Origin of the sequence: Nonomuraea sp. NPDC050733, from assembly GCF_040654215.1 — a bacterium.
Taxonomy (GTDB): Bacteria; Actinomycetota; Actinomycetes; order Streptosporangiales; family Streptosporangiaceae; genus Nonomuraea.
Map to the genome: position 1 here is coordinate 520,753 of NZ_JBFAHO010000002.1, position 19,129 is coordinate 539,881.

Here is a 19,129-nt window from a genome sequence, read left to right on the forward strand (position 1 = left end):
ATGTGACGACCGGTGTGACGACGCGAGCCCGTGAGGAGATCGGATGAGACTGGCCGTTCTGGGAGGCGGGGGCTTCCGGGTCCCGCTCGTGTACGGCGCGCTGCTGCGCGACACCGCCAAGCCCCGGGTGGAGGAGGTGGTGCTGTACGACGTGTCGCCCGAGCGCCTGGAGGCCGTCGGCCACGTGCTGGCGCAGCTCGCCGCCGGGCACGACGACCCGCCCCTGGTGCGCGTCACCACCGACCTCGACACCGCGCTGCGTGACGCCGACTTCGTCTTCTCCGCCATCCGGGTCGGCGGCCTGGCCGGCCGCACCGCCGACGAGCGGGTCGCGCTGGACCTCGGCCTGCTCGGTCAGGAGACCACCGGCCCCGGCGGGGTCGCCTACGGCCTGCGCACGATCCCGGTCGCGGTGCGCGTGGCCGAGCGGGTGGCCGCCCTGGCCCCCGGCGCGTGGGTCATCAACTTCACCAACCCGGCCGGCATGGTCACCGAGGCCATGCGCCGGGTCCTCGGCGACCGCGTGGTCGGCATCTGCGACTCGCCGATCGGCCTGGTCCGGCGGGCCGCCTCCGCCCTCGGGCTCGACCCGGCCCGCGTGTCGCCCGACTACGTGGGGCTCAACCACCTCGGCTGGCTGCGCGGCCTGTCCCACCAGGGCCGTGACGTGCTGCCCGGTCTGCTGGCCGACGACACGGCGCTGCGGCAGGTGGAGGAGGCGCGGATCTTCGGCGCCGACTGGGTGCGCACCCTGGGCGCGCTGCCCAACGAGTACCTGTACTACTACTACTTCACCCGCGAGGCCGTCGCCGCGACCTCGGGCCGCACCCGCGGCGAGTCCCTGCTGGAGCAGCAGGAGCGGTTCTACGCTGCGGTGCGCGAGCGGCCGGGACAGGCCCTGGCCGAGTGGACCAGGGCGCGCAGGGAGCGCGACGAGTCGTACATGGCCGAGGCCCGCGACGTCACCGACGCCGGCGAGCGTGACGCCGCCGACCTGGAGGCGGGCGGGTATGAGGGCATCGCGCTGGCGCTCATGGCGGCGATCGCCCGCGGCGAGCCCACCACGATGATCCTCAACGTGCGCAACGGCGTGGCCGTGCCGGGCCTGCCGGAGGACGCGGTGGTCGAGATCCCGTGCGCGGTGGACGGCTCGGGGGTCAGGCCGCTGGCCACCCGGCCGCTGCCCGGCCGGTTCCTGGGGCTCGTCCAGCAGGTGAAGGCGGTGGAGCAGACGGCCATCGAGGCCGCCCTGACCGGCTCGTCGCGGCTGGCGGTCGAGGCGTTCGCGCTGCACCCGCTGGTGGACTCGGTGGGGACGGCCCGCCGGCTCCTCGACGGCTACCGCGCCCGCGTGCCGCAGCTCGCCGAGATGCTGGACGGCCGTTAGCCGACGGTGCCGGCCTTCAGCCGCTCGTACAGCGCAGGGTCGCTCGACGCGCGGACGATCAGCTCGGGGCGGAGCAGCTCGCTCTCGGCCTGCTCGCCCGCGAGGACACGGACGAGCTGCCGCAGGCCCCGGCGGCCCATCTCCCGCATGGGGGAGCGGACCGTGGTCAGCGGCACCGGCAGCTCGGCCGCCAGCGGCGTGTCGTTGAACCCGACGACCGCGATGTCGGCGCCGACCCGCAGCCCGTGGTCGCGCAGGGCGCCGATCGTGCCGATGGCGCCGAAGTCGTTGACCACGAAGACGGCCGACGGCCGGGGGCCGGTCGCGAGCAGCCGCTCGGTGCCCGCGCGCCCGCCCTGGGCGTCGAAGCGGGAGTGCACGATCCGGTGCGCGGGGATCGGCAGCCCCGCCTCGCGGAAGCGGTCGGCGAAGCCGCCGGTGCGGTCGATGCCCGTGCTGGCGTACGGCTCGCCGGCCACGACCGCCACGTCCTCGTGGCCCTGCTCCAGCAGGTGGTCGGCGACCAGCCGGCCGCCCAGGTAGTCGTCGCACACCACCGCCGGATGCCCGCCGGCCCGCCGGTTGACCAGCACGAACGGCACTCCGCGCGCGGCCACCTCGTCGAGGAACACCGAGTCGGAGTGGGCGTCACCGAAGATCAGGCCGTCGACGCGGCGGCCGAGGACCATCTCGGTTCGGGCCCGCTGCACCTCGGGGACGTCGCGGGTGTTGGTGACGAACGTGGACAGGCCGTGCTCGGCGGCGGCCTCCTCGACGCCCTCGTAGATGGTCGCGAGGACCATGTCGGACAGGCGGGGGACGAGGACGCCGATGAGGTTGCTGCGCTGCGTGCGCAGGCTCATGGCATGGGGGTTGCGCTGGTAGCCGAGCTCGTCGGCGAGCCGGCGCACCCGCTCGACGGTCGGGCTGGACGCCGCCCGGAGCCCCTCGCCGGGCTTGGCGTGCAGCACGCGTGACACGGTGGAGACATGCAGGCCGAGCTGGTCGGCGATCATCTGCAGGGTTACCGGTCGTGCCTTCTTCGCACCCAATGCCCCTCGGCCTCCGGTGAACTCTGGCTCGCCTGGTTCGTGTGCCGTGGCGGGCGGCCGGCAGTTTTCTTGATTTTAACGCTGAGTTATTGACATCACATAGGCGCAGGTCAGATGCTACCAAACGTTTGGCCCAAACGTTTGGGCAATCGCGTTTTCGAGGAGGCCGTCGCGTGTCCAAGGTCATCGTCCTGTCCACGGGAGGGACCATCGCCACCCGCCGGGACACGCAAGGGGTGGGCCTGGCCAAGGACGGGGCCGGCGACCTCCTCGGGCGGCTCCCGATCGATCCCGGCGTCGAGGTGGACGGCGTGGACGTGCTGTGCGCCGGCAGCTACCTGTTCACCCCGGCCGACATGCGCGAGGTCGTCCTGCGCATCCGCGAGGCCCTCGCCGACCACCGCGTGCTCGGCGTCGTCGTCACCCACGGCACCGACGCCATGGAGGAGACCGCCTACCTGGCGGACCTCTTCCACGACGATCCCCGGCCGGTCGTCTTCACCGGAGCCCAGCGCCCGGCCGACGCCGTGGACGGCGACGGCCCGCGCAACCTCGCCGACGCGATCACCGTCGCGGCGTCCGGCGCGGCGCGCGGCCTCGGCGTGCTGATCTGCTTCGACGGCGTCGTCCACGCCGCCCGGGGGACCCGCAAGACCCACACGGTCGCGCTGGCGGCGTTCTCCGCACCCGACGGCGGCCCGCTCGGCCGGGTGCGCGCCGGCGAGGTGGACATCACGCTGACGCCGGTCCGGCCCGAGCCGCTCGACCTGGACGCGTACGACCTCGACGGCGTCCGGACCGACGTCGTGGCCCTCTATCCGGGCTGCGACGACACGGCGCTGGTCGCGGCGGCCCGCGCGGGCGCCACCGGGATCGTGCTCCAGGCGCTCGGCGCGGGGAACGCCAACCCCGCCGTCGCGCGGGAGGTGGCCCGGCTCACCGGGGCCGGCGTCGTCGTCGCCCTGTCGACCCGGGTCGACGCCGGGCCCGTCGCCGCGCTGTACGGCAACGGCGGCGGCGCGGACCTCGTCGCGGCCGGCGCGATCCCCACCGGCACCCTGCGCGCGCCCCAGGCTCGCGTGCTGCTCGGCGCCCTGCTCGGCTGCCATCGCGACCCCGCCCGGGTCCGCGAGGAGCTGGCGGCGCGCACGGGCGCCACACCCACCAAGGACCGGCCCTGGCCCGCCGGCACCACCGAAAGGACGAAGTGACCATGCCCAAGGAGATTCTCGTCGCGTACGGCGTGGACGTCGACGCCGTGGCCGGCTGGCTCGGCTCGTACGGCGGGGAGGACTCGCCGTGCGACATCTCGCGCGGCCTGTTCGCCGGGGAGGTCGGCACCCCGCGCCTGCTGCGCCTGTTCGAGAAGTACGACCTGCGCACCACCTGGTTCATCCCCGGCCACTCCATCGAGACCTTCCCCGACCAGACCCGCATGGTCGTGGACGGCGGCCACGAGATCGGCGTGCACGGCTACTCCCACGAGAACCCGATCGCGATGAGCAGGGAGCAGGAGAGCGCGATCCTCGACCACTGCATCGACCTGGTCGAGAGGTACGCGGGCCGCAGGCCCACCGGCTACGTCGCGCCCTGGTGGGAGTTCTCGCCCGTCACCAACGAGCTGCTGCTGGAGCGGGGCATCAAGTACGACCACTCGCTCATGCACGACGACTTCACCCCCTACTACGTCCGGGTGGGCGACAGCTGGACGAAGATCGACTACTCGCGGCCGGCGGCGGAGTGGATGAAGCCGCTCCAGCGCGGCGAGGAGACTGACCTGGTGGAGATCCCCGCCAACTGGTACCTCGACGACCTGCCGCCCATGATGTTCGTCAAGGCCAGCCCCAACAGCCACGGCTTCGTCAGCCCGCGCCACCTCGAGGAGATGTGGCGCGACCAGTTCGACTGGGTGTACCGCGAGAGCGACTACGCGGTGTTCACCATGACCATCCACCCCGACGTGTCGGGCCGGCCGCAGAACCTGCTCATGCACGAGCGCCTCATCGAGTACATCAGCGGCCACGAGGGCGTGCGCTGGGCCACCTTCGACGAGATCGCCGACGACTACACGACCCGCTTCCCGCGCCGGCGATAGCGCGCGAACCCCCCATCACGCTCCTCGAAAGGGCACATCGCCATGGCCACCACCTCATCCGACGTCCCGGGGAGCGGCACCGCTCCCGGCACCCGGCGTCTCCCGCGCGTCGGGGTGCGGGAGACGCGCAAGGCCACCGTGATCGCGCTGTTCGCGTGGATCTTCGCGGTCTACGACCACATCATGTTCGGCACGCTGCTGCCCGAGATCTCGACCCAGTTCGGCTGGAGCGCGGCGCAGGCGTCGCTGTACTCCACGCTGATCTCGGTCGGCACCGCGATCGTCGTCCTCGGCGTGGGGCCGGTGGTGGACCGGCTGGGACGCCGCAAGGGCATGATCATCACGGTGTCGGGAACGGCGCTCGCCTCGGCCGTCTCGGCCGCCACGATGAACGCCGCGTACCTGGTCGGGGTGCGCTCCATCGGCGGCCTCGGGCTCGCGGAGCAGTCGGTCAACGCGACGTACCTCAACGAGATCTACGCCGTGACCGAGGACGAGAAGGTCAAGAAGCGGCGCGGTCTCATCTACAGCCTCGTCCAGGGCGGCTGACCGCTCGGCACGCTGCTCGCGGCGGCGTTCATCGCGGTGTTCCTGCCGCTGGTCGGCTGGCGCGGCTGCTTCCTGCTGGCGACGTTCCCCGCCGTCGTCATCGCGCTGCTGCGGCGCGGCCTGCGCGAGACGCCCCAGTTCGAGCTCCAGCAGCGCATCGACCGGCTGCGCAAGGAGGGGCAGGCGCGGGAGGCGGCGGCCCTGGCCGAGGAGTACGGCGTCCCGGAGAGCCAGGCGGCCCCGTTCATGGAGATCTTCCGCGGGCCGGCGCTGCGCAACACGCTCGTCCTCGGCTTCGCCTGGTTCGTCAACTGGTTCGGCATCCAGGTGTTCAGCGTGCTCGGCACGACCGTGCTCACCCAGGGCAAGAGTGTCGGGTTCACCAACTCGCTGCTCATGTTCATCGTGATCAACGCGGTCGGCTACCTCGGGTACGTCTTCCACGGCTGGGCGGGGGACCGGTTCGGGCGGCGCGACGTCATCGCGTTCGGCTGGATGGTCTCCGGGGTGCTGTTCGCGCTCATGCTGCTCGTCGCGCAGGGCACGCTCGCCGTGGTCGCGCTCTACTCGCTCGGCATGTTCTTCCTGGTCGGGCCGTACTCGGCGATGCTCTTCTACATGGGCGAGTGCTACGAGACCCGCTGCCGCGCCACGGGCACCTCGTTCATCAACGCCATCAGCCAGCCGGGCGCCATCGCCGCGGGCGCGATCATCACGGCGATGCTCGTCGCGGGCTCCGACTGGAACCACGGCGCCCTGGTCGTCGGCGCCCTGGGAACGTTCGTGTCGGGCTTCGTGATGTTCGGCGCCCGCAAGGTCCCCGCACTCTCCCAGTGACCCGACCGGGTCCGTGTCCATCACGCCCGGGCCGTCGCCCGTGTCGGACCCGGGCTCATCTCACCCTTCCGGAGATCTCATGACATCCAGTGCCTGCGAGGGGCGGGTCGCCGTCATCACCGGCGCCGCCAGCGGCATCGGCCGCGCGCTCTACGTCGGCCAGACCCTCGGCCCCAACTCGGGCGACGTCATGCCGTGACCTTCCACCGGGCTCGCCCGCGTGAGGCCCCGGAGGACGGCGGCCGGCCGGAAGCGGGGGCGGGGAACCCTGAGGACGGACAGCGGCTCGCGGGTCGTGGCTCGCGGCTCGCGGACCGCGGACCGCGGGCAGACGGGAGCGGGCGGCCAGGTGCGGGCAGACGGGAGAGGGAGCGGGGACGTGACAACGGAGGGAGCGGGTGATGTGCGGGGCCTGTGGAGGTGATCGCGGGGGTGCGGACTGGGCGCGGCCGTGGGTCGCCGGTCCCGCCGCCCGCGCGGCGGTGGCCACCGCCGTCGCCCGGCTGCGCCCGTCGTCCCGTACGCGGATCTCGCCCGCCGCCGGAGGCTGGCTGGCCCGCCGCCCGACCGGTGGCTCCACGGTCTGCGCCACGCTGGCCGAGCTCGTCGCCGCCGTACGGTCCGCCTCCCCGGGCCCGGCCGCCCCGCCAGACCCGGCGCGCCCCTCCGGGCGGCTGGCCGTGCCCGCGCCCGCGGACGGCCGCACCGGCGTCGTCCTGCGCGTCGACCCCCACGCACCACCCCGCGACCTCACCGGCGCGCTTTGCGGAGGAATCCACGCACCCGCGCGAGCTTCCGAGGCCGCGCCGGGTCCCGGTCTCCCGTCGTCGCCCGCTGCGGCCGACAGCGTCCGGCCCGCAGACCCGAGCCATGGCGATCTCCCGCGGGACGCCGAGGTCGTCGTGCCCGACCAGGAGAGCGCGCTGGGCGTGCTGGCCCTGCTGGCCACCCCCGTGTGGCTCCGTCGCCTCTACCTGGCGCGGGTCGAGGGAGTCAGCGCCCCGTGGGGCGATCATGAACCGCCCCGGCCCTCGGACTTCCCGCTCTCGGCCGAGTTCGGAGCGGATGCGCTCGTCAGGCTCGAATGGGAGCGCCAGGAAGGCCGGGCCGACGACACGGCCGTGGCCCTGCGGTGGCCGCTCGGCCACGGCGCCGTGCTCGACGTGGAGATCCGCGCCGGTCACGTCGTACGCGCCAGGACCCTGCGCCCCTCACGGGGCCGCTAACCGAACACGAGCCGTTCGCGGCGCCGGTAGCCGGGCCGGGTCAGCGCCAGGAACACCCTGGACGTCCGGCCCGTCCCGGCCAGGAGCCGCTCGGTCTCGTCCCCGGTGGCGTGCCGGTCGAGCCACGGCATCCTGAACGTCATCTCCCGTACGGTGGCCCGCCCGGCGACCTGCCTCTCGACCCGGGCCCAGGCCGCGGGCGGCACCGACCCCCTGATGACCGGGAACAGCTCGGCCTCCTCCCCGGCGATGTGCTCGGCGAGGAGGTCCAGCATCGGCTTCAGCTCGCGCCCGAGCCGGGCCAGATCGCCGTCCACGGCCGCGTGGCAGCGCTCCAGCAGCGGGCTCAGCGCCTCGTGACCGCCGGTGTAGGGGGAGAGGTCCACGTCCCGTCCGGCGGCGCGCGCGACGACCGGCCACAGGGCCTCGTCGCCGTCGACGTGGTGATGGATGGCGGTCAGCAGGGACCTGGTGTACCAGCGGACCGCGCCCGCCCGTACGGAGGTGAACACGGCGGGCTGCGCGAGGAGGCCGGTCAGGCGGCGCAGGTCGGCGAGCATGGCCCGGTGGGCCACGTACATCGAGGTCAGGTCGGGCTCGCGCCCCGTGTCGGGCCGCCGGGACGCGCCCTCCACCGTGGCGACGACTGCGGGACCGGTCCCTTGATCGGCCCCGTGATCGCAGCTGCGGTCGTCCCCGGCGTGGGTCCCGGTCCCGGCGTGGGTCCCGGTTCGGGCGTGGGTTCCGGTCCCGGCGCGGGAGCCGGTCCGGGTGGGGGGACGTTCGGACGCCCAGGCGCGTAGGCGGGGCCAGGCCCGGGCGAGCGCGGCGCTGGCCGGCTCGACGCAGTCGCCGCTGACCGCCACCAGCGTGCCGGCCTCCGCCTGGGTGGGCGGCACGGCCACGCTCCGCCGTACGAGAAGACCGGCCTCCGTGAGCCGGTCCAGGACCCCGTGCGCGTCGCAGCCGACGGCGTCCCCGTCGAGCAGGCGCAGCAGCAGCACGGGCGCCTCCTCCCGCTGACGCGGCGTCAGCGACGCGAACACCCGCTCGGCCACCTCGCCGAGCGACGGCGGCCCCGCCAGCCCCGCCGGCGCCCCCAGCCGCCCCCACCCGTTCCAGGCCCCCTCGACGCCGACCTCCGCACTGCCGGCCGCCGGGCCCGGAGGGCGGGGCAGGGCGTCCGCGACCGCCAGGAGCTCCGCCGACGGCGGGCGGCCGGCCGGGTCCTTGGACAGGGCCTGACCCACCAGGGCGCGCAACGGCTCCGGCAGCACGTCCAGGTCGGGGTCCACGGCGAGCAGCCGGTGCATCACCTCGCCCAGACTCCCCCCGCGGAACGGGTCGTGGCCCGTGGCGGCGAACAGCAGCACCCCGCCCCAGGCGAACACGTCCGCCTCCGGCCCCGGCCGCCCCCCGGTGAAGACCTCGGGGGCCAGGTACGTACGGGTGCCGACCGTGTCCGGGACCGCCACGCCGAGGTCGATCACGGTGGGCCCGTGCGGGGAGAGCAGCACGTTCTCGGGGCGCAGGTCGCGGTGGGCGATGCCCACCGCGTGCAGCGAGCGCAGCGCCGTCGCCACCGCGAGGGCCAGCGCGGCCAGCTCCCCGCCCGTGTACGGCCCGTGCCGCTCCACCGCCTGCCGCAGGTCGGGCCCCTCGACGAACTCGCTCACGATGTACGGCACGGCCCCGTCGACCCCGACGTCGACCACCCGGGCCAGGTGCCGCGGCGAGACCCGCCAGACGGCGTCGGAGAGCTGGTCGGTGACCGCACCTCTGGGCACCTTGACCGCGAACCGGCGGCCCTCGTCGTCGTAGGCGTCGTAGACCACGCCCCGCCCGCCGGCACCCAGCCGTCCGGCCAGCCAGTAGCCGCCGAGGCTCACGGGATCGCCCGGCACCAAGCGCATCGTCACTGGAGCTTAGATGCCGCCGGAGGGAGATTGGTTGCGGCCCATGCCACCCGCCGCCGTCCCCGTCCCGGGGGGAAGTGGTGGTGACGGCGTTACGGGAGGGGACGTCACAGGTCCTCCGCGCGCCTCGGAGGACCCGTGCGTCATGATCATTATGCCAGCGTCCCGGATGAGGGCGACCCACGTCGGCCGGGCCGGCCGCTACGAGCCGTCGCCGTCCGCCAGTGAGCCCATCTTCCGCAGCACCTCCTCGGCCACCTCCTCGGGCGTCATCCTGCTCACGTCGCACGTCAGGTCGGCCACCTCGCGGAAGTACGGCTCCCGCCGCGCCCGCATCACCGACGGCGCGAACTCCGGCCGGTGGTCGCCGGAGCGCATCCGCTCGGCCAGCACCGCGTCGGGCGCGTCCAGCCACACCACGAACGCCTTGCTCCGCAGCTCCGCACGCACCCGGGGGTCCTCGACGGTGCTGGCCGCCGCGGTGATCACCTTGGGCTCGCCGCCCAGCTCGGACAGGACGTGCTCGGCCTCCCGCTGGTGGAGGACGTCGGTTCCTTCGTGCGCCACGATCTGCGCCGCCGTGGCTCCGTACCGGTCGCGCAGGAACGGGTCGCTGTCGCTCAAGGGCAGGTCAAGGGCCTGACTGACGAGGCGTCCCGCGGACGTCTTGCCCGAGCCCATAAGCCCGACCATCACTACTGGTTTGTTTTTTGCCATGTGGATAGAGGTTCCTCTTGTCAAGGAGGTACTAATGACCATCGCTGGAAGCATCATCCTCATCATGCTTGGCGCGATCCTCACGTGGGCCGTCGAGTTCGACCTCGCGGGCCTGGACATCAACGTCGTCGGCGTCATCCTCATGCTCGGTGGTCTGATCGGGCTCCTGTTCGGCATCTACCGGATCCAGGTCACCCGCAGGGCGGTAGGACCCATCGACGAGCCGGTGCACCGTCACGAGATCTACGAGGAGCCCGAGGCGCGCCGGACCACGGTGTACGAGGAGCGCCGCCGCTACGACGAGCCCCCGCTGTAACCGACATCACCCGGCCGCGAGGGGGGAAGAGCCCCTGTAGGAGGTGAACCGACATGCCAGCCGAAGAGGAACTGCCGTCGACGATCCGCCGTTCGCCGAAGAAGGCGCAGGACACGTGGATGAAGGCGCACGATTCGGCGGTGCAGACGTACGGCGAGGGGCGCCGCGCCCACATGACGGCCTTCGCCGCGCTGAAGCACTCGTTCGAGAAGGTCGGCGACCACTGGGAGCCCAAGTCCGGCAAGGGACCGTCGGACCAGGGCGCCAAGGATCGCTCCGGCCGCACGGCCGAGGGCGTCGACGCCAACGCCAGCAAGGACCACCTGCAGAAGGTGGCGTCCGAGCTGGGCGTCACCGGCCGGTCGAAGATGACCAAGGAGGAGCTGGTCGACGCCATCAAGAAGGCCAACCGCCGGGCCACCGCCAAGGCCCGCCGTTAGGACGCGCGCCCGGCGGGCCGGCCCGGCCCACCGGTCCGCACGCCACCGGTCCCCACCCGTCAGGCCCGCCAGGTTCGCCCCCGGCGGGCCGTTCGCCTGTCTGTCCCTGGGCAGCACCAGCGGAGCCGCTCAGAGCAGGCGCTTGACCGCGTCGATGATGGCGCGGCGGTCGATGCGCGCGTCCGCGAGCTGCTCCTCCGGCGTGGCGGACCCCGGCAGCCCCCGTACGGCCAGCTTGACCACGCGCGGCCCCAGCTCGCTCACCGCGTCCAGCACCGCGTCGCCGAGGCCGCCCTCGGGCCGGTGGTCCTCGACGGTGATGAGGTTCCCGGTCGTGGTGGCGGCGGCGGTGAGCGCGGCCGTGTCGACGGGCTTGACCGAGTAGAGGTCGATGACGCCCACGGGGATCCCGGCGGCGGACAGCTCGTCGGCCGCGGCGAGCGCCTCGTGCACGGTCACCCCGGCGGTCACGATCGTGGCCCGGTCGGCCGGTGTGTGGCGCAGCACCCGCGAGCCGCCCACGGGGAAGCGCTCGCCGGGCTGGTAGATGACGGGCGTGTCGCCGCGGGTGGTCCGCAGGTAGGACACGCCGGAGACGCCGGCCATCTCGGCGGTCAGGGCCGCGGCCTGGTTGGCGTCGCACGGGTAGAGCACCGTGCTGCCGTACACGGACCGGAACATGGCCAGGTCCTCCAGCCCCATCTGGGACGGGCCGTCCTCGCCGATCGCCACGCCGGCGTGCGAGCCGACGATCCGGATCGACGCCCGGCTGACCGCGGCCATCCGGATGAAGTCGTGCGCCCGGGTCAGGAACGCCGCGAACGTCGCCGCGTACGGCACGAAGCCGCGCGCCTGCATGCCGACGGCGGCGGCGACGAGCTGCTGCTCGGCGATGTACATCTCGAAGAAGCGCTCCGGGAAGGCCTTGGCGAACTCCTCCGTCTTGGTGGAGTCGGCCACCTCGCCGTCCAGCGCCACCACGTCGCCGCGGGCCGCGCCGAGGGCGGCCAGCGCCTCGCCGTACCCGGTCCTGGTGGCGACGCGCGTGCCCGGCTCGTACGCCGGCAGCGTGAGCGGCCCGTCGTCGAACCGGTACGGCTGCGGCATGGGCTCCGGCCGGTGCACGTCCACGGTGAGGGTGCGCACGCCGCCCAGCTCGGCGACGGCGGTGTCGGGGTCCTTGAGGGCCTTGCCGTGGGCGCCCTCGCGGTTCTCCACCTCCACGACGCCCTCGCCCTTGCGGGTCTTGGCCAGGATGACGGTGGGCCGCCTGCGGGTGTTGCAGGCGTCGCCCAGCGCGAAGTCGATCTGCCCGGGGTCGTGGCCGTCGATCTCGATGGTGTGCCAGCCGAACGCGCCGAACCGGCGCGCGTACGCGCCGGTGTCCCAGCCGTGCCGGGTGGGGCCGCGCTGGCCCAGCCGGTTCACGTCCACGATGAGCTTCAGGTTGGCCAGACCCTCGTCGCCCGCCAGCTCGGCGGCCTCCCACACGGACCCCTCGGCCAGCTCGCTGTCGCCGCACAGCACCCACACCCGGTACGGCAGGCGTTCCAGCCGCCCGGCCATCGCCATGCCCACGCCGACCGGCAGCCCCTGGCCCAGCGACCCGGTGGCCACGTCGACCCAGGGCAGGCGCGGGGTCGGGTGCCCCTCCAACCGGCTGCCACGCTTCCTGAAGGACAGCAACTCCTCGTCGCCGATGGCGCCCGCCGCCTTGAACAGCGCGTACAGCAGCGGCGAGGCGTGCCCCTTGGAGAAGATCAGATGGTCGTTGGCGGGGTTGTCGGGGTGGTCGAAGTCGTAACGCAGGTGGCAGGTGAACAGCACCGCCATCAGGTCGGCAGCCGACATCGACGAGGTGGGGTGGCCCGATCCGGCGGCGGCCGAGCTGCGCACGGAGTCCACGCGCAGCTGGGCGGCCAGCTCGGTCAGGTAGTGCAGATCGCGTTCAGGCATTGGTCAGGGCCTCCTCTGGTCGTCCGCCGACTACCCCAACTCGCCCGCTTAACGCCGTGTCCCCGCCGGCCGGGAAGACCTTTCAGCGCTTGCGCCGGAGGAGCGCCGTGACCGCCGCCGCGCCCGCCGCGAGGCCGAGGAGGACCGGCCGGCGGTGCTGGGACAGCCAGAGCTGGGGGCTGCGCGCGTGCGAGCGCCGGTCGAAGCTGCCGTGGGCGCCGTAGTCCTTGTCCTCGTCGGCCGGCTCCCACAGGTTCGCCACGCCGCTCGGCTGCTCCTCGTCCGTCACCTGCGACTTCATCCCGGTACGCGCGAGGTAGCGGTCCACCAGTGCCGGGGCGACGCGCTCCGCCATGATGGTCGCGGCGGTGGTGACGCCGACCCAGTACTCCTTGCGCTCGGGGTGCTCGGCCGCGTACACGATGCCGCGCGCGGCGACCTCGGGCTGGTAGATGGGCGGCACCGGCTGGGGATGGCGGCGCAGCTTGGACAGCACCCAGTCGAACTGCGGCGTGTTGACCGCCGGGAGCTGTACCAGGGTGATCTTGATGTCGCTGTTCTCGGCCATCAGCTCGGTGCGCACCGACTCGGTGAAGCCCTTGATGGCGTGCTTGGCGCCGCAGTACGCCGACTGCAGGGGGATGCCGCGGTGCGACAGGGCCGAGCCGGTCTGCACGATGGCGCCCCGGCCGCGGGGCCGCATGAGGTCCAGCGCCACGCGGGTGCCCCACACGTAGCCGAGGTAGGTGACGGCGGTGGTCCGCTCGTACTCCTCGGGGGTGATGTCGGTGAACTTGGCGAAGACGGAGGAGAACGCGACGTTGATCCACACGTCGATGGGGCCCATCTCGGCCTCGATCTGCTCGGCCGCGCTCCGGAGCTGCTCGTAGTCGGCCACGTCGGCCTCGAACACCTTCCCGCTGCCGCCGGCGGCGCCCACGTCCACGGCGGCGGCGCCGAGCCCGGTCGTGCCGCGCGCGATCAGCGCCACCTTGGCCCCCTTGGCGCCCAGCTCGCGTACCACGGACCGGCCCACGCCGCCGCTCGCGCCGGTGACCACGACGACCTTGCCGCGCAGGTCGTGGGGGCGCAGCCCTTCGGCCGTCTCGGCGACGGCGCCGGCCAGGGAGCCGGCCGGGTCTCCGGCCGAGGTGTCCAGTTCGGTTCGCTGCGGTGCCATGCTCAGCCTGCCTCTCCCACGTTCCTGCTCTTCTGCCGCCGTACGGCCAGCACGATGTCCACGATCGTGACCACGGCCACGACGGCCGCGACGCCGGTCAGCACCGGAATCCCGGCGATCAGCCCCAGCGCCGCCAACGCGAAGGCGAACACGAGGATGAACGAGCCGGCCCGGATGTGGACCACGTCCCTCGGCGTCGCCGGCACCATGGGCTTGCCCGACTTCGAGCGCTGTTCCCACTGGTTGTTCTCAGACATGGGGAATCACCTGCCCCTGCCGTTTGGCGCCTAACGTTGGGGGTAGCCGGGCGTCCGTGGCCGAGCTGCATCCCAGTGACCAGAACGAGCCGGGCATCCATCGCCGGCGCCGTGGGCGGGGTTTCAGCTACCACCACGCGGACGGCCGTCCCGTCGATCCGGAGACGCTGGCGCGGATCAAGGCGCTGGTCATCCCGCCCGCGTGGACCGAGGTGTGGATCTGCGCCTCGCCGCACGGTCACCTGCAGGCGGCCGGCACCGACGCCGCGGGGCGCCGCCAGTACCGCTACCACGACGTATGGCGCGAGCAGCAGGACAAGATCAAGTTCGACCGGGTGCTGGAGCTGGCCGAGCGGCTGCCCGACTTCCGCAAGGCGGTGGACGAGGCGCTGCGGGGCCGGGGCCTGACCCGGGAGCGGGTGCTGGCCGCCGCGGCGCGGATGCTGGACGTGGGGTTCTTCCGCGTGGGCGGCGAGACCTACGACACCTTCGGGCTGGCGACCCTCCGGATGGAGCACGTGACCTGCTCGCGGGGCGCGATCACCTGCTCGTACCCGGCCAAGGGCGACATCCCGCGCGAGGTGGTGATCGCCGACTCCTCGGTGTGCTCGGTGATCAGGGCGCTCAGGCGCCGCCGGCCGGACGGGGAGCTGCTGTTCTACCGGCAGGGGAACGGCTGGGCGGACGTGCGCAGCGACGACATCAACGACTACCTCCGCGAGAAGCTGGGCGGCGACTTCACCGCCAAGGACTTCCGCACCTGGCACGCGACCGTGCTGGCGGCCGTCGGCCTCTCGGTGTCCACGCACGCGGCGGAGGGGCGCGGCGAGGCCGCCCGGAAGCGGGCGATCACCCGGGTGATGCGGGAGGTGTCCGATTACCTGGGCAACACGCCCACGGTGGCGCGCGAGTCGTACGTGGACCCCCGTGTGGTGGAGGCGTACGAGAAGGGACGCACGATCGCGCCCGCCCTGACCGAGCTGGGAGCCGAGGCCGACTTCGGCCAGCTCGCCACCCATGGCGCCGTAGAACGCGCCGTTATCGACCTGATACGCGCCGTTTGAGGGATTCGTCCCCGGGCATGCGGCGTCAGGGAAGGAGGCATCCATGGAAGCTCCGCAGTACGTCGCGGCCCGCATCCAGCAGGCGCTGGCCGAGGACGCGCGGACCCACGAGCTCGGCATCCACGTCGACGTCAGAGGGGACCAGCTGTTCCTGCGCGGCCAGGTGAGCGGGAGCGATCAACGCGTACGGCTCGGGGAGGTGGCGCACGAGGCCGCCCCGGACCTGAAGGTGCACAACGAGATCAAGGTCGTCGTCGTCAACGAGCCGGGGGAGGATGAGCACCTTGACTGAAGTCCGCATAGCGGCCGTGGGCGACATCCATCTGGGCGAGGACGTCCGTGGCGAGTACCGCAAGCGGCTCGAAGGCATCGAGGAACGCGCCGACGTGCTGATGCTGGCGGGAGACCTCACCCGGCACGGCACGCTGGAGGAGGGCCGGGTGGTCGCCGACGAGCTGCGCGACCTGCCCGTCCCGGTCGTCGCCGTCCTCGGCAACCACGACTACCACTCCGACCTCCAGCACGAGATCGCCGGTGAGCTGCGCGACGCCGGGGTGACCGTGCTGGACGACGACGGCGCGGTCCTCGAGTGCGGCGGCACGAGGCTGGGCATCGTGGGCGGCAAGGGGTTCGGCGGCGGGTTCGCCGGCAAGTGCGCGAGCGAGTTCGGCGAGCGCGAGATCAAGGACTTCGTGGGACACACGCGGCTCATCGCCGAGAGCTGGAAGCTCGCGCTGAAGGAGATGCAGGCCGACCGGCGGGTCCTGCTGTCGCACTACTCGCCCATCAAGGAGACCCTTGAGGGCGAGCCGCTGGAGATATACCCCTTCCTCGGCAGCTACCTGCTCGCCGAGGCCGTGGACACGGCCGGCGCGGACCTCGTGCTGCACGGCCACGCCCACAAGGGCACGGAGAAGGGCCTGACCCCGGGCGGCATCCGGGTCCGCAACGTGGCGCTGCCGGTGCTGGGCAAGGCGTACGCGGTGTACTGCCTCGAATGCTGAGACCGGCACGCCGATGCCCCGAAACCTCGGGAACCACAGAACAGAAGGGCGGCCGCTCCGGATTGGAGCGGCCGCCCTTCCTTTCGATAGGTGATCTTTTTGGCTGATTTTCGATGGTTTGATTACATTTTCAGCTCGACGCCGGATAAAGGCGTGAGACTGGTAACACGGGATGGCACAGCCTGTCGGGTAGGTCCGCCGGGCCGGCGTTCACCGGCCGGGCGGAGAACGGATGGGGCGTCCGTAACGCCCCTAGACATTGAAGATGCTGACACCGCCGGGGCCCACCAGGAAGCCGAGGACGATGAGGACGATCCCCCAGAGGAGATCGCGACGGGCCAGAATCACATAGATACCGGCGATGACGAGAACGACCGCGATGATCCACAGCAAAGTAGCCATGGCCCGCTACTGCCCGTACCGAAAGGCATTTAACATCCATTCCTGGCGCACACCATGTTTTCCCTGAGTGCGCCGGGAAGTGGACCTTCATGACCACATTCGGATACTTCCTTTCCTGCGAAGAGCACGGCCCCCAGGAACTGGTCCGGCAGGCCAAGGCGGCCGAACGCGCGGGGTTCGAGGCGCTGTGGATCTCCGACCACTTCCATCCCTGGCTGGACGCGCAGGGGCAGAGCCCGTTCGTCTGGTCCGTGATCGGCGCGCTGGCCGAGGCCACGTCGCTGCCCATCACCACGGCCGTCACCTGCCCCCTGATGCGGATCCACCCGGTGATCGTCGCCCAGGCGGCGGCCACCACGGCGGCGCTGTCCGGCGGGCGCTTCCGGCTCGGCGTCGGCACCGGCGAGGCGCTCAACGAGCACGTCATCGAGTCGCGCTGGCCGCCGGCCGACGAGCGGCTGGAGATGCTGGAGGAGGCCGTCGGCCTGATGCGGGAGCTGTTCACGGGCGAGCTCGTGACACACCGGGGCGCCCACTACCGGGTGGACACCGCCCGCCTCTACACGCTGCCGGACGAGCCGCCGCCCATCTACATGTCCGGCTTCGGGCCCAAGGCCATCGAGCTGGCCGGCCGCATCGCCGACGGCTACGTCTCCACCGGGCCCAGCGCCGAGATGGTGGAGCAGTTCCACAAGGCGGGCGGCGCGGGCAAGCCGGCGCTGGGCGGCCTGAAGGTCTGCTACGCGCCGGACGAGGCCGAGGCGCGCCGGACCGTCCACCGACTGTGGCCCAACCAGGGCATCCAGGGCGAGGCGTCGCAGCTGCTGCCCCTGCCCCGGCACTTCGAGCAGCTCGCCGAGTCGGTCACCGAGGAGCAGGCAGTCGGCGCCAGCCCGTGCGGCCCCGACGTGGACAAGCACGTCCAGGCGATCCAGGCGTACGTGGACGCGGGCTTCGACGAGGTGTACGTCAACCAGATCGGGACCGAGCAGGACGCGTTCTTCGACTTCTACGCGCGCGAGGTCCTGCCCCGGCTGCGCTGACGAAACAGGGCTGCCGAAACAGGGCTGCCGAAACAGGGCTGCCGAAACAGGGCTGACGGCACAGCACGAGAGGGAAGGGCCTCGCCGAGGCCCTTCCCCTCAACGAGTCAGGACACGGAGCGCATCATCCTCGCGTAGGCGAGCTGGAGCCAGTCGGAAGCCGCCACCGCGGTCATCGTCGCCCCCGCCAGCCGCGTGAACCGGGGCGCGAAGACCATGCCGGCGGCGTAGGCGGTGGCCGTCCACTGCGCCAGGCAGAACGGGCACGACACCAGCTCGCCGACCGAGTTGCGCGGCTCCTCCTTCAGCTCGGCCGGGCCGCTCGTCCCCTCGTACCGGGTGAACGGCGCCCGCAGCGGGCTGGTCACCGGGTCCTTGGCGATCAGCCGCGACACCTTGTGGGTGCAGGCCGCCATCAGCGCCAGGTCCATCAGCCCCACCCGCTCCGGTGCCTTGCGCCCCATCAGCGCCGCCGCGCCCACCGCCGCGGCGATCGCCCCGCCGTACACGGTCATGATCCGCAGGTAGCCGCGCAGCGGCCGGTCGTGCTCGCCCTGGTACTCGCGTTCGGTCTTCTCCAGGAAGTCGGTCATAGGGCCTGGCGCTACCCCCGCTCCGGCGCTCTACTCGCGCGCCGGAGCGGGGACACGGGTCAGGCGCTCACCCGCCCGATCAGGGCCGACAGTCGGTCCTGCTCCTCGCCGGTGAGGTCCACCAGCGGGGGGCGCACCGGGCCGGCCGGGCGGCCGGCGGCGCGCAGGCCCGCCTTGACGATGCTCACCGCGTAGCCCCGGCGCCGGTCGCGCAGCTCCACGTAGGGCAGGACGAAGTCGTTCAGCATCCCGGTCACCGCGACGGTGTCGCCGCCGCGCACCGCCCGGTGGAAGGCGAGCGCGAACTCCGGCAGGAAGTTGAAGATCGCCGAGGAGTACGTCTGGACGCCCAGCGCGTGGTACGGCAGCGCGTACAGCTCGGCCGTGGGCAGCCCGCCGATGCAGAGCAGCCGGTCACCCAGACGGGCGCGGACGCGCGTCATCTGCTCCAGGTCGCCCACGCCGTCCTTGAAGCCGACGAGGTTCGGATGCTCGGCGGCCAGCCGCTCCAGCGTCGCGGTGGAGTAGCGGGCGTTGGCCCGGTTGTAGACGATCACGCCCAGGGCGGTCGCCCGGCACACGGCCGCGACGTGCGCGGCCAGCCCCTCCTCGTCGGCCTCGGTCAGGTACGGCGGGAACAGCAGGATTCCGGCCGCACCGGCGAGCTCGGCGGAGCGGACGAGCTGGACGGCGGTCGCGGTGCCGTGCCCGGACGGGGCCAGCACCGGCACCCCGGCGGGCGCCGCGTCCACGGCGACGGCCACCACCCGCTCCACCTCGGCCTGGGTCAGCGAGAAGAACTCGCCCGTGCCGCCGGCCGCGAACAGCCCGCCCACCTCGTGCCGGCCGAGCCAGGCGAGGTGCTCGCGGTAGGCGGCCTCGTCGAAGGACAGGTCGTCCTCGAAGTGGGTCACGGGGAACGACAGCAGCCCTGAGGCCAGCCGGGCGCTCAGCTCGTCGGGGGTCATCGGGTCTCCTTCGTTGGGGGATCCGTCCCCTTTGGGGTCGGTGTCCCGTCATGACCATAGGCAGCATGACTCATGCCGGTCCAACACTCTTTTCGCATCCTCCGATGCGTGGCGCGTATCGTTGCGG

19 protein-coding genes and 1 pseudogene are annotated in these 19,129 nt (G+C 72.6%); 11 read left to right on the forward strand and 9 right to left on the reverse strand.

Annotation, left to right across the window (positions count from 1 at the left end; genetic code table 11):
* Nucleotides 1-43 precede the first annotated feature (43 nt).
* Nucleotides 44-1,387 carry a 6-phospho-beta-glucosidase gene (locus AB0H64_RS05900; protein ID WP_357620538.1) on the forward strand — a complete coding sequence of 448 codons (1,344 nt, stop codon included), beginning with the start codon at nt 44-46 and terminating at the stop codon, nt 1,385-1,387.
* On the opposite strand, the gene AB0H64_RS05905 is transcribed toward AB0H64_RS05900, so the two are convergent.
* Nucleotides 1,384-2,403, reverse strand: coding sequence for a substrate-binding domain-containing protein (locus AB0H64_RS05905; RefSeq protein WP_357620540.1), 1,020 nt, complete (start codon nt 2,401-2,403; stop codon nt 1,384-1,386). The genes AB0H64_RS05900 and AB0H64_RS05905 overlap by 4 nt on opposite strands.
* Before the next feature lie 209 nt (nt 2,404-2,612).
* Here AB0H64_RS05905 and AB0H64_RS05910 point away from each other — a divergent pair, with 209 nt between their 5' ends.
* From AB0H64_RS05910 to AB0H64_RS05925, 4 genes and pseudogenes are all read left to right on the forward strand, one after another.
* On the forward strand, nt 2,613-3,650 hold the full coding sequence (locus AB0H64_RS05910) for an asparaginase (RefSeq protein ID WP_357620542.1): 1,038 nt from the start codon (nt 2,613-2,615) through the stop codon (nt 3,648-3,650).
* 2 nt (nt 3,651-3,652) lie between these two features.
* A complete protein-coding gene (locus tag AB0H64_RS05915) occupies nt 3,653-4,534 on the forward strand; it encodes a polysaccharide deacetylase (protein ID WP_357620544.1) in 882 nt (293 codons plus the stop codon).
* A 42-nt stretch (nt 4,535-4,576) separates the two neighbouring features.
* Nucleotides 4,577-5,920 (forward strand): annotated as a pseudogene (locus tag AB0H64_RS05920) (MFS transporter).
* A gap of 401 nt (nt 5,921-6,321) precedes the next feature.
* The gene (locus AB0H64_RS05925; protein ID WP_357620546.1) at nt 6,322-7,146 is read left to right on the forward strand and encodes a hypothetical protein; all 825 of its coding nucleotides are present in this window, start codon (nt 6,322-6,324) and stop codon (nt 7,144-7,146) included.
* Here AB0H64_RS05925 and AB0H64_RS05930 read toward each other — a convergent pair.
* Nucleotides 7,143-9,050 carry a protein kinase gene (locus AB0H64_RS05930; RefSeq protein WP_357620548.1) on the reverse strand — a complete coding sequence of 636 codons (1,908 nt, stop codon included), beginning with the start codon at nt 9,048-9,050 and terminating at the stop codon, nt 7,143-7,145. The two genes, AB0H64_RS05925 and AB0H64_RS05930, sit on opposite strands and share 4 nt — an antisense overlap.
* Nucleotides 9,051-9,263: 213 nt before the next feature.
* On the reverse strand, nt 9,264-9,755 hold the full coding sequence (locus tag AB0H64_RS05935; protein WP_357620807.1) for a shikimate kinase: 492 nt from the start codon (nt 9,753-9,755) through the stop codon (nt 9,264-9,266).
* A gap of 58 nt (nt 9,756-9,813) precedes the next feature.
* On the opposite strand from AB0H64_RS05935, the gene AB0H64_RS05940 reads away from it, so the two are divergent.
* Both AB0H64_RS05940 and AB0H64_RS05945 read left to right on the forward strand, forming a co-directional pair.
* Nucleotides 9,814-10,095 carry a hypothetical protein gene (locus AB0H64_RS05940; RefSeq protein ID WP_310713359.1) on the forward strand — a complete coding sequence of 94 codons (282 nt, stop codon included), beginning with the start codon at nt 9,814-9,816 and terminating at the stop codon, nt 10,093-10,095.
* 53 nt (nt 10,096-10,148) lie between these two features.
* Complete coding sequence (locus AB0H64_RS05945) at nt 10,149-10,535, forward strand: ChaB family protein (protein WP_357620551.1); 387 nt, start codon at nt 10,149-10,151, stop codon at nt 10,533-10,535.
* 129 nt (nt 10,536-10,664) lie between these two features.
* Here AB0H64_RS05945 and AB0H64_RS05950 read toward each other — a convergent pair whose 3' ends face one another.
* The 3 genes from AB0H64_RS05950 to AB0H64_RS05960 all read right to left on the reverse strand — a co-directional run bounded on the left by AB0H64_RS05950 (nt 10,665) and on the right by AB0H64_RS05960 (nt 13,928).
* The gene (locus AB0H64_RS05950; protein WP_357620553.1) at nt 10,665-12,491 is read right to left on the reverse strand and encodes a transketolase; all 1,827 of its coding nucleotides are present in this window, start codon (nt 12,489-12,491) and stop codon (nt 10,665-10,667) included.
* A gap of 82 nt (nt 12,492-12,573) precedes the next feature.
* Nucleotides 12,574-13,671 (reverse strand): SDR family oxidoreductase, encoded by a 1,098-nt coding sequence (locus tag AB0H64_RS05955; RefSeq protein WP_357620555.1) that lies wholly within the window; start codon nt 13,669-13,671, stop codon nt 12,574-12,576.
* A gap of 2 nt (nt 13,672-13,673) precedes the next feature.
* Nucleotides 13,674-13,928, reverse strand: coding sequence for a hypothetical protein (locus AB0H64_RS05960; RefSeq protein WP_357620558.1), 255 nt, complete (start codon nt 13,926-13,928; stop codon nt 13,674-13,676).
* Between the two features lie 56 nt (nt 13,929-13,984).
* On the opposite strand from AB0H64_RS05960, the gene AB0H64_RS05965 reads away from it, so the two are divergent.
* From AB0H64_RS05965 to AB0H64_RS05975, 3 genes are read left to right on the forward strand one after another with little or no spacing between them, the layout of a single operon-like run.
* A complete protein-coding gene (locus tag AB0H64_RS05965) occupies nt 13,985-14,992 on the forward strand; it encodes a DNA topoisomerase IB (protein ID WP_357620560.1) in 1,008 nt (335 codons plus the stop codon).
* A 43-nt stretch (nt 14,993-15,035) separates the two neighbouring features.
* Nucleotides 15,036-15,284, forward strand: coding sequence for a BON domain-containing protein (locus AB0H64_RS05970; protein ID WP_357620562.1), 249 nt, complete (start codon nt 15,036-15,038; stop codon nt 15,282-15,284).
* Entirely contained in the window at nt 15,277-15,996 is a 720-nt protein-coding gene (locus tag AB0H64_RS05975; protein ID WP_357620564.1) for a metallophosphoesterase, read from the forward strand. The genes AB0H64_RS05970 and AB0H64_RS05975 overlap by 8 nt, the downstream gene beginning before the upstream one ends.
* A 252-nt stretch (nt 15,997-16,248) precedes the next feature.
* Here AB0H64_RS05975 and AB0H64_RS05980 read toward each other — a convergent pair whose 3' ends face one another.
* Entirely contained in the window at nt 16,249-16,398 is a 150-nt protein-coding gene (locus tag AB0H64_RS05980) for a GPGG-motif small membrane protein (protein WP_175593845.1), read from the reverse strand.
* 89 nt (nt 16,399-16,487) lie between these two features.
* Between AB0H64_RS05980 and AB0H64_RS05985 the strand changes: the two genes are divergently transcribed.
* Nucleotides 16,488-17,441, forward strand: a complete 954-nt coding sequence (locus AB0H64_RS05985; RefSeq protein WP_357620567.1) for an LLM class F420-dependent oxidoreductase — start codon at nt 16,488-16,490, stop codon at nt 17,439-17,441.
* Nucleotides 17,442-17,548: 107 nt separating this feature from the next.
* Here the strand turns inward: AB0H64_RS05985 and AB0H64_RS05990 are convergent, their stop codons facing one another.
* Both AB0H64_RS05990 and kdgD read right to left on the reverse strand, forming a co-directional pair.
* Nucleotides 17,549-18,034, reverse strand: coding sequence for a DUF1360 domain-containing protein (locus AB0H64_RS05990; protein WP_357620569.1), 486 nt, complete (start codon nt 18,032-18,034; stop codon nt 17,549-17,551).
* Between the two features lie 59 nt (nt 18,035-18,093).
* Nucleotides 18,094-19,002, reverse strand: a complete 909-nt coding sequence (kdgD, locus tag AB0H64_RS05995; protein ID WP_357620571.1) for a 5-dehydro-4-deoxyglucarate dehydratase — start codon at nt 19,000-19,002, stop codon at nt 18,094-18,096.
* Nucleotides 19,003-19,129 lie beyond the last annotated feature (127 nt).

Bases quoted from the DNA above. Each gene is read 5' to 3' on its own strand.
- AB0H64_RS05945 (WP_357620551.1), top strand. From the start codon at position 10,149: ATGCCAGCCGAAGAGGAACTGCCGTCGACGATCCGCCGTTCGCCGAAG.
- AB0H64_RS05990 (WP_357620569.1), bottom strand. From the start codon at position 18,034: ATGACCGACTTCCTGGAGAAGACCGAACGCGAGTACCAGGGCGAGCAC.
- AB0H64_RS05985 (WP_357620567.1), top strand. From the start codon at position 16,488: ATGACCACATTCGGATACTTCCTTTCCTGCGAAGAGCACGGCCCCCAG.
- AB0H64_RS05915 (WP_357620544.1), top strand. From the start codon at position 3,653: ATGCCCAAGGAGATTCTCGTCGCGTACGGCGTGGACGTCGACGCCGTG.
- AB0H64_RS05960 (WP_357620558.1), bottom strand. From the start codon at position 13,928: ATGTCTGAGAACAACCAGTGGGAACAGCGCTCGAAGTCGGGCAAGCCC.
- AB0H64_RS05905 (WP_357620540.1), bottom strand. From the start codon at position 2,403: ATGATCGCCGACCAGCTCGGCCTGCATGTCTCCACCGTGTCACGCGTG.
- AB0H64_RS05900 (WP_357620538.1), top strand. From the start codon at position 44: ATGAGACTGGCCGTTCTGGGAGGCGGGGGCTTCCGGGTCCCGCTCGTG.
- AB0H64_RS05955 (WP_357620555.1), bottom strand. From the start codon at position 13,671: ATGGCACCGCAGCGAACCGAACTGGACACCTCGGCCGGAGACCCGGCC.
- AB0H64_RS05950 (WP_357620553.1), bottom strand. From the start codon at position 12,491: ATGCCTGAACGCGATCTGCACTACCTGACCGAGCTGGCCGCCCAGCTG.
- AB0H64_RS05935 (WP_357620807.1), bottom strand. From the start codon at position 9,755: ATGGTCGGGCTTATGGGCTCGGGCAAGACGTCCGCGGGACGCCTCGTC.
- AB0H64_RS05940 (WP_310713359.1), top strand. From the start codon at position 9,814: ATGACCATCGCTGGAAGCATCATCCTCATCATGCTTGGCGCGATCCTC.
- AB0H64_RS05980 (WP_175593845.1), bottom strand. From the start codon at position 16,398: ATGGCTACTTTGCTGTGGATCATCGCGGTCGTTCTCGTCATCGCCGGT.
- kdgD (WP_357620571.1), bottom strand. From the start codon at position 19,002: ATGACCCCCGACGAGCTGAGCGCCCGGCTGGCCTCAGGGCTGCTGTCG.
- AB0H64_RS05970 (WP_357620562.1), top strand. From the start codon at position 15,036: ATGGAAGCTCCGCAGTACGTCGCGGCCCGCATCCAGCAGGCGCTGGCC.
- AB0H64_RS05925 (WP_357620546.1), top strand. From the start codon at position 6,322: ATGTGCGGGGCCTGTGGAGGTGATCGCGGGGGTGCGGACTGGGCGCGG.